Consider the following 14,937-nt stretch of genomic DNA (forward strand, 5'->3'; position numbering starts at 1 on the left):
CTCCAGAGAGCTCTCGGCTCTCTCGTCGGTTTGCTCCTGGCAACGAGTGGTTGCCCCCACCTCGGATATTTCCGGCCTATGGCACGATTCCATCTGCCCCTGTCGTCGGAAGAGGACACCTTTATGCGGGCCGCCGGGATGTATCTTCTGGGAACGTACTTGTCGGCGCAAGGGGATAAACGCCTGGAGTTGAGCCTGGATGGATTGAAGGATATTTATCATAACCTCGGCATAATCAATACAGCCATGGCCCGTCGTCTCCGCCAGGCTGCGCAAAACGATGCCTCGGTTAATGCCCTGATTCTGCTCGATATGTTTGTCAAGAATATGCCGTCTTTGCTGGAAGATAAACTGGAAACCTTACGGCCGCTTTTTTCGTCTTATTTCGCTAAGCCCGGTATTCAGGCAGGGAAATAGTCAATATCGGGTTTTACCTGTTTTGGTTTGTAGCTGATAATCGGTTTTTTATCGGGAGTTTGTTTCGACATTCTGCGGTTATCGGTTCGCTGACTGAAAAACTGCAAACTGGAACAATCTCTTCTTCTGGGTTTTTTCACGCCAAGGTGTGCCCCATTCGACAATGAAATTCGGGATCTTCTGCAATGGCTGGCCGGTTGAATCTGGATGCCCGCTCTGGATTCCGGATTCACGCCAGGATTGAGATGATCATCAGGCTTTGTAACCCCGATAGCGGTTTGCTGGTGTTTGAGCACGATGGTGGTTCCGTGCACGGTCTGGACTGTTGCCGGACGATTCCGGAACACGGTGACGTAGCGCGCTTATGCTTGCCTGGACGTATAGACTGTATCGGGTCGTTAATATTGATTCCGGCTCTCTTTGATCTCGTTGACCAGACCCGCACCACGTATCGTTTCTACGTACTTTTTATCCCCCTGATATATGGTTCATCGCGTTTTATCGGGAATAAATGGTGCGCACCCAAATACCGCCATACTTTTTCAATCGCACCATGAAAGCATAATTCCAGTTCGCCGGTATCACCCGCCTGATGATCAGGTTCCCTCACTGCGCAGATTTTAATCCGGCAGTCACTGGCGTTCCCTGAACGCCGGATTAAAATCCGCTTGCTCGGCGGTCTCATATATGGCCCCGGTAGAGCAGTGGAAATGTTAAAAATGCTTTCTACAGGGGACACTTCTGTAATTCGGGTAGTGTCCCCGTGCAACTTTTCGACTCCGATCGGGAATCCATTGATGATTTTGACCCACCCCCGGTGCTCTTGAGGTCGCCCTTTGGCACCGCGTTCACTGAACCGTAGCCCAACCGCAACCGCCACGGAGACGTGCTGCGTTTGCCTCAAGGCAAACTCCTGAGCAGCAAAGTTGAACAGAAATAATCCTGACCGTACAAAAAAGCCCCCTGCAAGGGAGCCGTTTTCTGCATACTCTTTTATGGCTCAATAAAAGAGTATGGCGGAGTGCGCGGCCGCGACCGCGCGGTTCTCCCAACGTAAACTTTTCTCCGGGGACACTTCCCTGAACTTCGGGAAGTGTCCCCATCTAACAGGTGCCGCCATAAACAAAACCAATCAAAACCGTCGGTATCGAACGACCGGCTCCTGACTTTTCTTGCTTGTCCTGAGCCAGCTGAAGGAGGAGTCTAACGTTGTATTCACTCTAATCTGCGAAGAACCTAATATATAGCTGTTTCGGGCTGCTCTCTTCTTCGGGGCAATGACTGTTATTTATTGCCTGTTTCGAAAGGGAAATCGCCTGTTCAATAATTGCACACGTACCGGTATGCTCTGTATTGTGAAAAGTGTCAATAAATTCAATGGTTTGCATTTTTTTAAATGAATTCATCTGCGCAGAAATTGAACCAGAAGCTCCCGCCTGCCAATGAAATAAATTCAATGATTACAGCATGTTATGGCTATTTTTTAGTTGGCATTCTTCTCGCTAATATAGATAGTCATGAACACAAATCTGACATACAAGCCATTCCAGAGTTTTCTTCTCCTTGCGGTCATCTTTGCCCTGGTCGGTTGCGGCGGCGGTGGCGGTGGCGACGTGGGTACCAATTCAAATAAAGTCATAACGACCCCCGATCCGACCGAGGTCACCGAACTTCAATACCTGACCGATACCTATGGTTTGCAGCAGCCCGATTATATCTCGGTCAACGAAAACAGTCTTGGTCTGGTTCTGCGGGCCGAGTTGATTGCGGCAGAGGATGATGAAATGTGGTTTGATACGAACATCCTGCGAATCGATTGTCCGGCCGACATCGAGCCGGGTTCCTATGACCTGGGGACGGATGAGTCGATCTGCCGTCTGACCATATTCAACGGATTCGCATCAACATCGCTTATGACCGTTGGGGGAACACTCGAGATTGTTGAAAATGGAGAGTGGTTTTCCGGGAGTTTTGAAGCCCTGCATGTTGATGCCAGCTTTGCCGATGAACCGATGAACTGGTTGTCGGCAAGCTTTTCGGCGCCGGTCGGAACCGGTGAGCCGGTAGCCGAATCCGGGCCGCCGGTGCCAACCGGGGCACAGACATTGTTTACCGATCATTGCAGCAGCTGTCACGAACTGGCCTCACTGTCACGCATGGGCCCCTGTGTTTCGGAGCTACTGGAGGTCGACCCGGAACATATACCGATCAGCCTGGTCCCGGATGAAGTTTACGCTCTGAAAGTCCTTATGAACGCAACTGATCCAGTGGATGGTCTGACCCTTCCTCACTGATTCCTCAGTTGCGACCCATCCAGCGGAGTGCGTCTCGAACCGAGTTTTGGTCGAACTTCATGCGGAATTTCACATAAGGACCCTGGGCGGTGTACTCGGCCTGCGAGAAATCATCATCCTGGAAGCCCTGGTAATTGTAGCCGAGGCTGATCCAGAAGTTTTCAGCCGGTGAGTACCCGATCGAGGCGCCGGAGTGATAGAGCGATTGACCAAGTTCCTGAACGGTCAGAGCGCTACCATGCAGTCCGACATCGATCCGGTTGCTGATGTCGTGGCGCCATTCACTTCCGAAGAGCCAGGTCATCCCGGAGTAGTCGATTGTACCGAAATCGTCGGCGGCATAACGGACGCCTGCCTTGAAATTCAAACGATTATTTGCATTGGCACGCCAGAAGGCATTGAGCCGTTCGACGATCTTCCAGTGTGCGGTTTTCGCGGTTGTAGTTTCGTTCAATGAGGTCGCCAGATCGAGCCGGTTCAGGATCAACCAGACCCGGTTGTCGGGACGATAAGCAAGGCCGAAGCTCAGATCAGCATCAGTCGACGTGCTCTGGTCAGATCGATCCGTTGTGAAGTAACTGCCATGCAGGCTGAGGCCCAGGAACGTTTCTGGCTCGACGATTGACCCGGCAAACAGTCCCCACCGCTCTTCCGTGTCACTGGTGCGGTACTCAACCCGGGTGTCGAAGGTCCAGTCAATTTCACGGTACGAAAGGCCAGTTGAAAGAGCCGTAAAATCTTCGGAACTGCCGGATGCCGGTGGTTGATCCGGGTGGAATGAGCTGTTATTAGTTCCTGAGATGAGCTGACTTCGATCAACCGAAAAGTTGAGGCTCAGCTTCGGGTTGATCTGCCAGGTCTGCAGCAGGCCAAGATTGCCAAAGACCCGGCGACCGGCTTCATTGAGGTTCTGTTCCATCGAGGTCCGGATCTGCCCACCGTCCCATGGGGTGGCATTCAGTCCAACCCGGGTGCTGGCCGTATCGGCCGCATCGCCGGCGGTGATCTCCTGCTCGGCAAACAGTGACACCGAACGGTTCAGTTTATAGTTAGCGCCGACCGCCGTCCGGGTCGGGTAATCGCGGTTTTCGTTGTTAGCGATCGACTGCTCGTGACGCAGGGTCAGGTCAAGTTTTTTGGTGACATGATAATCGGCAGCAAAGGTTATTTGGTCAGAAGTTTCCGTAAGTCCGGTTGGCTGGTCGTCTTCAGCGTGGCGCAAGCCGGCACTCAGATTGTAGCGCTTGTCGTGATAATTAAGCGCAGCTTCCTCAACGGTCCGTTTGATGGCGGACGTCAGGTTTTCCTGCTTGTAGAATTCGGCGTCAACATCAAGCCTCTGGCTGAACCGGTAACGCAGATTCGTGCCGAATTTACGCGTTCCCGATTCACTGGCATTTTGCTGGCCGAGACCGAACCCTGCATCCTGCTCGCGCATATAGGCTGACAAGTCGAAGAGTCGGGTACGGTGTTCAATCTCGGCCAACCAGGCGTCACCCTCCGTGTCGAGGAGCGGGGTAGTGGTCCCGGTTGTTGCCCATTCACCGGAAACGGTCAGGCTGTCGGTCAGTTTCAGCTTGGCGTCAACACCGTAAAGATCGCTCGCAACGGCATTCTGCCCTTCGTGGACCAGGCTGGCGCCGATTTCGACATTGCCATTGCCGGTCCGGCTGTAAGCGCGGCCGCCGTAGGTATAATCCTCAGCCCCTTGTGCCCCGGTTTCATAGTCAACGGTAATGAAGATCGGGTTGAGCCCCTGATCGCGGCTCTGTATCGGTTGCTTGAAGAAGATGGTGCCGGCGAAATAATCGATGTCGTAGTCAAGATGTCGTTGTAATGAACGGCTTTCGAGAATCTGCTCACTATGGAACCGGTCGCGGGTTTCGAGAACGATTTTTTCCGAATTGATGACAATGTCACTCTGGCTGAGCCGATAGAGTCCCGAAGTGCCATCCCCCCGGATTTCGTCACGGACAAAACCCTGAGCTGTTTCACTGGCAAAGGCCGAGTAACCGAAGTGTTTACCACTCCATTCAGATTTGAGGCCGGTCAGGCTCCTGTTGTAACGGGAGAGATCGGTTACGTTCATGCCGGTGTTGATGTCACCGAACATGGTATAGAAGCGTTCGCGTTCAATCCTGATAAAGAGCTTCTCGGCGCTGGCGGCAGCGTAACCCTGTTCGGAGGTGTCGCCGTACACCGTATAATATGTTCCCGGATCGATGATTTGTTGCAGGCTCCGATCTTTCAGGTCTTCCTTGTCCGAATCGTAGGCGAGGGTCAACAGCCATTCGCCCCTGATCTGACCCTTGGCGAAGAAAGCGATGCGGCCGTCATCGTAATAGTCTTCTTCCGGCGCGTTCGGATCGAGCGGCTGGATGTTACCGGAAATCGAGTTGTAGCCGGCGGTCCCTTCGCCAAGACCGACCAGAATCCAGTCCCGTTTTTCCGGAGCGATGTAAACGTCAGCCTCAACTTCGGAATCCTCGTAACCGAGAACAATGTGATAGAGGCCGGCTTTGTTGACCGGATCGAATGTTGCCGTCCCCGAGCTGTTGACAGTGAGCAGATTGGCATCGGGAGCGTTCGGCAAGCGGCGGTTCTTGATCTCCGCCGGGATGAGCTCACCATTGCGGACCTCCAGTTTTGCTCCGGCCGGGATGCGTTGGCCGGATTCATCGTAAGTTGCAACCTGGATTTTGACCGGCGTACGCCCATCGGCAATATTGCCTTCGGTATCGATAACTTCGAGACGGGCAATCTTGCCGGTCCGGTTGATCGTGATCTCCTGTTCGAAGCGGGTGTTGCCGAAAGGACCGATGCCCTCGATCTTGAGGTTGTGCTGCCCGGGTTCGCCGAAATCGATGCCGATATAAGTCATCAAAATGGTTTCGCTGTCCGGCTCAGTCATCCTGAAACCAACCCTTTCCTCAGGGATTTCAGTGCCGTCGACAGATAGTTTCGGTTTCAGTTTTGAATCAATTCTGACCCGGATGGCATCGATCCGGTGCGGCAGGTTATGTCCAGCAGCCGGAGAAAGAATGCCGGTTGCAACAGGTTCAGGGTCATTTTCAGGATTCCTTGATTCCAAAGCGGTTTTCAGGGACCCGGCTTTGCCGGACTGCGCTTCGATTTTTTCATTTTCCGGGTCAATAATAATCCGATGCAGGATTCGCAGCTCGGTGCGTCGGTTCAATGCCATCCCTTCCTCGGTTTCATTGTCGGCCATCGGCTCGGCGGCACCCATGCCGACGATGACGAGCTGTTCCGGATCGAGATTGAGTTGTTCCTGGAGTCGACGCGAGACAGATTCGGCCCTGGCTTCGGAGAGCTCGAAGTTGTCACGGTAGAGAATCCCTTCACGCCAACTGATGCGGCGTTCATCGGTATGTCCGACGACAAAGACCTTGATAATGTTGAGTTTTTCAATCTTTTTCGCGGCCTGGTCAACTGACGCGATATCGTCCGGACTGAGGACGGCGTTCAGGGTGCCGAAATGCGGACGTATCAACAGCTCCTTGATGGTGGCGCGCTCTCCCCTGGAGATCCAGATCAGGGTGCTTTCCGCATCCGGCGTGACCAGCCCCTGGCTTGCCGGTGTGTCGAAGTGCAGACGGGCATGGGCCGGCATTTCACCGGTGCTGGTCTCCTGATCAATGAATGTCTGGAAGATGACCGTGCTCTGCCAGGTGTCTGCCTGGTCAGGAAGAACATAAGTAAGCTTTTGTCCGTCAATCTCCGGATCGGTCAAGGTCAGATCGTTCAGACGGGAGCTGCCCGGAAGGTAGGTTGCCTCGGGCGGCAGCTCAACTTCGAGTGTCTGGTTCCGGAACGGAATATCGTTGCCCGCCAGGGTAACGGTATAGGTTGCGGCAGAGCCGATCGCGTAGTCGTTGTTGAGGGCGATTGACACCTCTCCGTTGATCGGCTTGTCGTGGATGTAGAAGTCGGCGCGCCAGAGACTGCCGGGCTGCAGATCGACAAAACGTGACTCCGGGTTGTCGGCGAAACGGGTGTGCTCCTCGCAGCTGACCGCCTCGTATCCTTCCGGCAGGGTAATCGGATCGATCTGGACAACATGGGTGCCAGGGATGACCCCTTCGATGTGGTAGCGGCCGCGGTTGTCGGTCAGTACATAGGTGCCATCCTCCAGGTAAATCCGGACCCCTTCAACGCCGGCTTCGGTGCCGCAGCCGTTCAGGACCCGCCCGGCGATAATGTTCTTGCCGTTGCCGAGTTCATCACGGACTCGAACGGTCGCATCGGCCGGATTGGAAACCTGCCCGGAAACGGCCCGGGCGAGGGCGTCGCTCGGATATTCTCCCGGCAGTATGGCGCCGACCTGGCTGCGGAAATCGATATCGACGGTTGTTCCGGTCGGGATGTCGCCGATTGAGAAAACAAGGGTGCTGCCATCGGCTGAAACGGCCGGGTCGGCAGCAGGGATTCCGTCCACGGTTGTCGATCCCGGTTGATAACGGAAACCGGCCGGCAGCTGCTGGGTGATGCTGACGGTTGTTGCTGTCACGGCTGCGGTATTTTCGACGTTCAGCGTAAAGGTGAAGATGTCACCAGACGAGACCAGGTTACGGTCGGTGCCCATTTGCAGCCAGAGCCCGGAGCTGCTTCCGGTCGTTCCCGGATCGAGCGGAACATCAACCCTGATCGGGACACCGGTGCTGACGGTAATGATTCCACCGTAGGAATCCGGGGTCTGGACAGTGTAGGCTCCGGCCGGGCTGGCTGCCGCCGATGGGAAAATATAGCCGGTTGGCGGGATGACCTGCAATCGATAGTCGCCGGCCGGGATGAGTGGGAACCTGAACCCACCGGGAGGGAAGTTGTAGGTTAATGAACCAGCTGTGACGATGCTGCCACTGACAACCCGGCCCGGGTAGGCTGAGCCATCATCGCCGAGAACAGTTGTTGCATCAAGTCCGGTAGCCTCATCAATGAGAACAACCTCCGCACCGTCTACCGGAAGGCCTGTGGCGCTGTCAAAAATGAAACCGTACGGATCGACCAGGCTGGTTGCCGAGGCCGAATCTCCGTTGACAGGATCAATGTAATCAGCCTGAATCAACTCATCGGTTGTTACTAAGAGCTGACCGTCAAAATCAACCGGAGGCAATGGGCTCAGGTAAACATAACCGATATAAATACCTGTATTTAATCCTGTTTCAGCTAACCGTAATAATTCAAGATCGCCGGAAACAGTTCCTGATACCTGGACCAGAACCGTTTCAGCAGTTGTCGTATCAATGTTTTGATCGGGATCGGTCACCCTGATAACGACAACGTCGTTATTGAGATAACTTGTTGCCGCGGTAAGGGTACCCGGATTCGGTTGCAGGATCGGGTTGAAAGTCCCCGGTGGCGCAGCAGAACTGAATTCAGTGACTGGAAGAGTGGTTCCAAGAGGATCATCAACGGTCCGCAAAAATTCGATTGTTGCGGACGAAGAGGGTGGCGAAACCAGTACTGTCGCGGGGTTCGAGTTCATGGTAAACCCGACGCCGCTGTAGGTGTAGTCAAGGGTCGCGATGTTGTCGATATTATACGCTTGAGCTGTTGCCGCCCCCGCTACCAGGAAACAGGTAACGAGCAACGCCCGTCCCAGGCGATGAAGAGACTTCATCGACAAGGACCGGCGGACCGGGAAGTGCGTCGCCGCACTTCCCGATCTGACGGGTTGAGGTTGCTGACCTCTGCTCACAGGGCGCAACAAGACGCTGAACGCAAATATACATTTGCGCCGGATGCGTTCCGTTACGGTCGTTATGTGAGAACAGGTCAGGTTCATAAGTTCCTAATCAGGCACGCTCAGGTTGCCTGACTCATCAGTCCACAGTGACAATCAGGGTAACCGTCAAGATTGAACTGGCATTCAAATCTCCGACATTGACGCCTGCAGCAAGAGCTGCTTCTGTTACCGCTGTTGTCGCACCACCGTCAATCGACCATTCAGCTGACTTGAAGGTTGTAAACGTAGGGGCCGAGTCAGTGACAGTGACGCCACTAGCGGTAGCACCGCTGGTATTCTCGACCGTGATCGTGTAGGTAATATCCTGGCCGGGTGCCGCGCTGGTCGGGCTGGCACTCTTGTCAATGGTCAGGGTCGCCCGGGTGACGGTTATGGTCGGGTTATTGACCGAACCGGAAGCACCGTCTACCTGCGAGGCAGCCGTCAGGGTCATGGCGTGTGTTCCATCGGTTGCACCCGAGTACGTACCGGCGGTCATGGTGAAGGTTAAAGTGCGCTGTTCGACGACCGGATCACCGACTGAAACGGTGACACTTGCCGCATTCGTTGTGCCAAAATCGTACAGAGTCACGGTACTGTCGGTTGTATTTTCGGTAACAGTATTGATCGTGTACGCAGTAGTCCCAATGTAGACGGTCTCGTTAGCAGCAAGGCCGTGATCGGCCGCCAGACCGGCGATTGTGATCGTGTCGGTTGCTGCGGCAGCGGTCAGGACCATCGAAGCGCCGAGGTCGACAGTGGTCGGGTTTGTGCCTAAGTAAGTCGGAGCACCGAGGTCACCTGTTTCCGCTGACCCAAGGGTCAGGTCGTAGATGTCGGTGCCATTACCTTGACTTCTTATGGTGTAGGTAATGTCCGCATCTGTTCCCTCACTAATGGTCGTGCCAGGTGAAGTGCTGTCATACAGGACCGTCGGTCCGAATGGTTGCTTATCGACAGTAACGGTTGCTGTTGCCGGGACAGGTCCCGCGTTAGGGTTACTGTTCCAGTCAACGTAAGCGGTGTTGGTGATGATGGTCCCGGCGGCCGTAGCGGCCAGTGCTGATGTCGGAGCCATTATCAGGGAGAGAAACAGGGCCGATATCATAATCCCTGTTATGTTTCTGAACATTGTCCTTGGTTTCATCTCTTTTCTCCTTTTTTTGTTAACTTTCTTCATGTCTGTTCGTTGTTTGATTGCGTTGTCGTTGTGATTCGTGGTCAGGTCTGGCGGTTTACCCGCATGCCACCAGAAGCGCGGCGCTGGCGGTCCCGCTCGAGTAAGGTTTAAGGCTTTCAGGTGGTAAGGTATGATTTCGAGGTTCATGGTTTATCTCCTTTCGGGTCTAAAATATTTTGGGGTCAATTATTGAATTATTATTTCAAATGAAACCTGTCCGCTTTCTCCGGGAGGGAGAGTGGGTATCTGCCAGCGGATATGGGTATATTTCTCCGGTGAAGCAACCTTCGTTTCGGTGTTGCCATCCGGGGTTGTGGTCTCGTATGTAAGCAGTGAAGGTTTTCTGAACGATTTGCCACTATCTATCGAGAAGAGTGGCGAAATTTGTTTGTAGGTCGTCACCGATCCGGCCAGGTAAAGCGTGCTGGAAGGAATCGGGTTGTCGATGACAACGTTTTCCGCAACGGCATCGCCGCTGTTACGGAACAGCAGCGTGAAACGGAGAGTGTCGCCCGGCACCGTATTTTCAGTCTTTACATACCGTGTTTGAATGGTGCCGTTGTCTTCGCTAACGACCTGTTTTTCGACCAGGGTATCAATGGTGACCTGGGCCGCTGCGAAGGCAGCAACAGGTAATGCCAAAATGCCGATAATTATGGAGATTGTTGTCAATTTTGCGAGTTTCATAAGCAACCTTCTTTCTTCTTCATTTGTTATTTAATGACGGTCTGGTATATGACGGTAAAGCTTTCAGCTGCCGGCAACGACCCGTTGTATGTCACTGTCCATTTGGCAACACGACCATCGCTGCCGGCCGGTGCGCCGCCGCCCCCATCGGTCAGGGTGATGGGTGTGCCGCTTTGATCTTCATAAGAGATGGTGCCGACGGTCAGTCCGCTATCCGAAAACGGACTCGGATCAATATAAGTAAAAGGTGTTCCGTTGCCGTAAGGATTGACCCCAAGCGCAACGAAATTGCTCATCATGACATCATCGAGAATCACGTTGTTTGCCGGTCCCGCTCCGGTGTTGGTGATAATAATCGTGTAGGTTATGGTGTCGCCGGGCTGGGCGCTGGCCGAACTGGCGCTCTTGAGAATCGTCAGGTTGGCTACCGGCGCGGCTACCGGAGTAAGGATGGCATCTTCCAGGTTGTTGCCCAAGACCGGGTCATAGGTACCAGCGGCAGTAATTTCAGCCGTGTTGGTGATGTCGGTCCCCGCCGTACTGAAGTCGATGTCCGCGGTGATCGTCAAGGCCGCCGAGGTCTGTTTCGCCAAAGTCAGGCCGCTCAGGTCCCAGATCCCAGTGGTTTCATCGTAGGTGGTGCCAGGCTCGGGGGTATGGCTGCTATAGGTTAGTCCCGTGGGAAGCAGGTCGGTTACCTCGAGCCCGTTAGCGCTTGTCGGCCCGTTGTTCAGGACGGTGATGGTAAAAACCACCGTATCCCCTTCCTGGGGCGTGGCGTTGTCGACGATTTTGCTCAAGGCCATATCGGCCTCCTGGACAACCAGGATCACGCTCGCGGTGTCGTTGGCCGTGTTCGGGTCGGGTAGGCTGCTGTTCGTAACGGTTGCGGTTTTGGTGAGCGTTGTGCCGCCGGTGCCGGCATCGACAGTTGCGACGAGCTCTAGCGCGATTGTCGTGCCTGAAGCGAGGGTGCCGACGTCCCAGATTCCGGTGGCTTGATCGTAGGTGGTGCCAGGCTCGGGATTATGGTTGCTGTAGGTCAGCCCTGTCGGCAGAAGGTCTTTGACCTCGATGAGGTTGGCGCTGTCGGGCCCGTTGTTGGTCAGGGTCAAGGTGTAGGTCACCGTATCGCCGACCGTAGGTGTCGGGGTGTCGGCGACCATGCCCAGGGCGAGGTCGGCGCCGCCGACGATGACCGTCACCTGGGAGGTGTTGTTAGTGCTGTCGGTTTCCGCTTCGTCGAGGCTGCTGACCAGGGCGGTGTTGACCAGGGTCGTGCCGTTCGCTGCGGTGACATCTGCGGTCACAGTGAGGGTGACGGTGGTGTAGGCCGGCAGGACGGTGTCGCCGCCGCTCTTGTTGCCGATCACCCAGATCCCGGTACCATCATTGTAAGAGGTCTGGCTCCCGTAGTCGGAGCTCGAAGAAACGTAACTGAGCCCGGCGGGGAGGACTTCGCTGATCTCGAGATTGGTTGCAGTGTTGGGGCCGTTGTTGGTGACGACAAGGGTGTAAGTGATCCTGTCGCCGGTCGAGGGGTTGTTTTGGTCGACACTTTTAACAACCGAGATGTCGGTTCCGGCTACGCCGATAAGCACGCTGTCGGTATTGTTGTCGTTAACCGGGTCTTCCTGGTCTGCCGACTGTAGCGAGGCGAAGTTGAAGAAGGTTGCGGGGTCGTTTTTGCTGATGTTTACGGTACATGTAATCGTGAGTGTGGCGGTGTTGCCCGGGGCTGCAGCAGTGATCGTGCCGACCGTCCAGAGGTTGGTCGTTTCAGAATAGCTGCCGATGTCTGCCGAGGAGCTGACATAGTCGAGTTGACCGGGAAGTTCATCAAAAATGACTACGTTGGTCGCATCGATCGACCCCTTGTTCTCGACGGTGATGGTGAAGACGATGGTATCGCCATCCTGTGGCGTCGTGTTGTCAACCGACTTGGTGATGTCGAGATCGATGTAACGGACGGTGATGTTGATGCTGTCCGAATCATTGCTGGTGTCGGCATCGACCGGTCCGGCGATAACTTCTGCGGTGTTGCTGATGATCTGGCCGGCCGTGCCGCTGGCAACGACGGCGGTTATGGTCAGTGACGTACTTGCTCCTCCGGCCAGTTCCGTAGGAGGCGGGGTGTTGTCGAAAGCCCATATTCCGGTTGCCGGATCGTAGGTGGTTCCGGCCGGCGCGGAATGGCTGCTGTAGGTCACCCCGGAGGGCAGCTGATCCTCGACCTGGATCCCGGCTGCCGGGTTGGCGCCGAGGTTTTCTAGCAGCAGCGTGTAAGTAATGGTATCTCCGACATCAGGCGTAGGATTGTCGACGTTTTTCGTCAGGCGTAAATCGGTGCCGTCAACATAAAGGGGCACGGATGCGCTGTCGTTGGTGCTGATCGGATCGCTCTGGTCGACCGAAGAGATAGCCGCGGTCTTGTTGATGCTCGCATTGCTGGTTGCATTGACCGTCGCGGTTATCTCCAGGGTCTCACTGGCGCCGTTCGCCAGGGGGCCGAGCGTCCAGGTTCCACTCCCGGAGCCAGCAGTGTAGCTGTAGCTGCCGGCGCTGGGATTGCTGCTGACATAGGTGAGTTCGGCTATGTTCCAGAGGTCGGTGAGAACGATTCCGGTGGCATCGTATGAGCCGTTGTTGGTCGCGGTCAGGGTAAAGACGACGGTGTCGCCACCGTTCGGAGTAATCGTGTCGGCCGAAAGGGTAAGAGCGATGTCTGCTCCGGTTACCGCGACAGAGGCAGTGGCGCTGTTGTTGGAAGGATCGGGGTCCACTGCCGGTGATCTGGCAGTGATGGCGGCGGTGTTGGTGATCGATGTCAGGCTGGTTCCCGGATCGACCGAAGCGACAATATCGAGACTGACGTTGTTGTTGGCAGCAAGGGTGTTGATCGACCAGATCCCGGTTGCAGGGTTGTAGTAGCTGCCGGTACCGGTATCGCTGACATAGGTGAGCCCTGGCGGGAGCAGGTCCGTGACCTTGATACTGGTGGCGTTGCTGGGGCCATTGTTGGTCAACGTCAGTGTAAAAGTGACGTTGTCACCTTCGTCGGGGGTAGAGTTGTTGACGCTCTTTGTGAGAGCGAGATCGGCTGCCGGAAGAGCTTTGATGTTGGTGCTGCGAACTTCGAACTGATCGAGGTCGGCATCAGCGGCATCGACGTAGCTGGCGGTAACAAATTCGATTGGTGAAGCCTGCAGTATTTCGTCTGAGGATGCCGGTGCCTCTTCTGTTGTCAGGCTGGCGTTAAAAACTCCCGAGTCGACTCCGGTTTCAGTCAGGGTGACGGTTACGGTGTCTCCGTTTGACACGATGGTGACGCTAACGGTTTCGCGCAGAGTCGGAATGCTGTTCTGGTCTGAATCGTCGACCCTGATAAAAAGTGGTTCTCCGGGATAGAACTCGGTGTCGGAACCATTGCCGGCGATATCGGCAACAAATGCTATGGTGGCGGTCGCAGGTAGTTCGCCGTTCGGCAGAACTTCATCGGAGAGACCGTCTGTGAGGGTCGGGGTGCCGGCGGAGGTGCCAAGGTCGGCAGTCAGGGTCTGGGCGCTGTTGGAGCTGCCGATAAAAAGGCGGATGAGTGAATCGTCGGTCAGGCCGAGGGTCGATTTGAAGATGTCGAACGGCATGCGGTAGTCGAGGTAGTAATCTCCGTCTCCGCCGAAGCTTGAAGTCGGGCCATCGGGGTCGGTCGGAGTTAGAACCCGGTAATTGCCGCTGACCGGGGCGCTGTTGAGCAATTGAGACCAGGTTTTTGTCTCGGCTTTATCGCTCGGATCGCTGATATTAGTCTTGGTGGTATTTGCGGCGAGGTAAATGCTCTCGGGTGCTTTGATACCGTCAAGCATGAGCAAGAATTCATAATCGCCGGCATCGCCGTCGGTGTCGAACAGGAAACCCCAGCCGAAGGGGTCGAGGGCGGTCAAAGAGTTGTCACGCGGGTCTTGGTCGATGCGTTGGCGAAAGTAGATATAGGTGCCATCGTTGTACATTGAGCCAGCCGGGAAATTGGTGGTGTCACCGACGATATCCCTGGACGTAGCGCTATCCTTTTGAGGGTCATCAACGAAGTCGCCGCCGTTGTAATAAAGGGCGTTCCAGTCGCTTTCAGCCGGCCAGGCTTCGGCACTGTTTACCGTGAAATGAAGTGAACCAAGCAGGAAGAAAAAAAACAGAAAAAAGTAAAAGCAGCCGTTTGATTTTTTAAAAATTAAGGCTTTTTTTGCAAGATTTACCGGTCTTGTTGCACATAAGTGTGACAAGAGTGTGACTGTTTTTGTCATTAAATGTGCATTGTTTGGCAATCTTTGCATGCTACCTCACAAAAAAACACCCGATTTATGTTGCCGAAACCGGGTGTTTGCTTGTGCTGGATACGGAGTCTGCCGTTTTGATTCTTCCAGTAAACAACACCCCTCTTCGGCGGCCAGGCTGCCTGTAAAATTCAATAATTACAGGCCCTTAACTCTGCGTCCCCGGATTTCCCCGGGTTTGCTCTTATCGGAGAGGATGTTTATGTTATTCGTCTGCTCGTTCCGTAAACCTCATAACTAATTGAATTTTCGAGTTCGTGAACGATTACGTGTGAATCTGGTTGTTCC

At 54.6% G+C, this 14,937-nt stretch carries 8 protein-coding genes and 1 riboswitch; of the genes, 2 read left to right on the forward strand and 6 right to left on the reverse strand.

What is annotated here, in order from left to right; genetic code table 11:
* Positions 1–417 (forward strand): hypothetical protein (locus tag C0623_11110; protein ID PLX98795.1); only part of this gene is annotated, 417 nt, incomplete at its 5' end.
* Positions 418–874: 457 nt separating this feature from the next.
* Here C0623_11110 and C0623_11115 read toward each other — a convergent pair.
* The gene (locus tag C0623_11115; GenBank protein PLX98796.1) at positions 875–1,321 is read right to left on the reverse strand and encodes a hypothetical protein; all 447 of its coding nucleotides are present in this window, start codon (positions 1,319–1,321) and stop codon (positions 875–877) included.
* A 316-nt stretch (positions 1,322–1,637) separates the two neighbouring features.
* Positions 1,638–1,823, reverse strand: coding sequence for a hypothetical protein (locus C0623_11120; protein ID PLX98797.1), 186 nt, complete (start codon positions 1,821–1,823; stop codon positions 1,638–1,640).
* A gap of 111 nt (positions 1,824–1,934) precedes the next feature.
* Between C0623_11120 and C0623_11125 the strand changes: the two genes are divergently transcribed.
* Entirely contained in the window at positions 1,935–2,711 is a 777-nt protein-coding gene (locus C0623_11125) for a hypothetical protein (GenBank protein ID PLX98798.1), read from the forward strand.
* Between the two features lie 4 nt (positions 2,712–2,715).
* Here C0623_11125 and C0623_11130 read toward each other — a convergent pair whose 3' ends face one another.
* From C0623_11130 to C0623_11145, 4 genes are read right to left on the reverse strand one after another with little or no spacing between them, the layout of a single operon-like run.
* Positions 2,716–8,514, reverse strand: coding sequence for a hypothetical protein (locus C0623_11130; GenBank protein ID PLX98799.1), 5,799 nt, complete (start codon positions 8,512–8,514; stop codon positions 2,716–2,718).
* A 37-nt stretch (positions 8,515–8,551) separates the two neighbouring features.
* Entirely contained in the window at positions 8,552–9,781 is a 1,230-nt protein-coding gene (locus C0623_11135) for a hypothetical protein (GenBank protein ID PLX98800.1), read from the reverse strand.
* 39 nt (positions 9,782–9,820) lie between these two features.
* On the reverse strand, positions 9,821–10,321 hold the full coding sequence (locus C0623_11140) for a hypothetical protein (GenBank protein ID PLX98801.1): 501 nt from the start codon (positions 10,319–10,321) through the stop codon (positions 9,821–9,823).
* A gap of 26 nt (positions 10,322–10,347) precedes the next feature.
* The gene (locus C0623_11145) at positions 10,348–14,649 is read right to left on the reverse strand and encodes a hypothetical protein (GenBank protein PLX98802.1); all 4,302 of its coding nucleotides are present in this window, start codon (positions 14,647–14,649) and stop codon (positions 10,348–10,350) included.
* 105 nt (positions 14,650–14,754) lie between these two features.
* Positions 14,755–14,842, reverse strand: a riboswitch (cyclic di-GMP riboswitch).
* Positions 14,843–14,937: the final 95 nt, after the last annotated feature.

It is taken from the genome of Desulfuromonas sp. (genome assembly GCA_002869615.1).
Lineage (GTDB): Bacteria > Desulfobacterota > Desulfuromonadia > Desulfuromonadales > UBA2294 > BM707.

Coding starts and splice junctions, on each gene's coding strand:
- C0623_11120 (PLX98797.1), bottom strand. CDS start 1,823: ATGAATTCATTTAAAAAAATGCAAACCATTGAATTTATTGACACTTTT.
- C0623_11125 (PLX98798.1), top strand. CDS start 1,935: ATGAACACAAATCTGACATACAAGCCATTCCAGAGTTTTCTTCTCCTT.
- C0623_11130 (PLX98799.1), bottom strand. CDS start 8,514: ATGAACCTGACCTGTTCTCACATAACGACCGTAACGGAACGCATCCGG.
- C0623_11140 (PLX98801.1), bottom strand. CDS start 10,321: ATGAAACTCGCAAAATTGACAACAATCTCCATAATTATCGGCATTTTG.
- C0623_11145 (PLX98802.1), bottom strand. CDS start 14,649: ATGCAAAGATTGCCAAACAATGCACATTTAATGACAAAAACAGTCACA.
- C0623_11135 (PLX98800.1), bottom strand. CDS start 9,781: ATGAACCTCGAAATCATACCTTACCACCTGAAAGCCTTAAACCTTACT.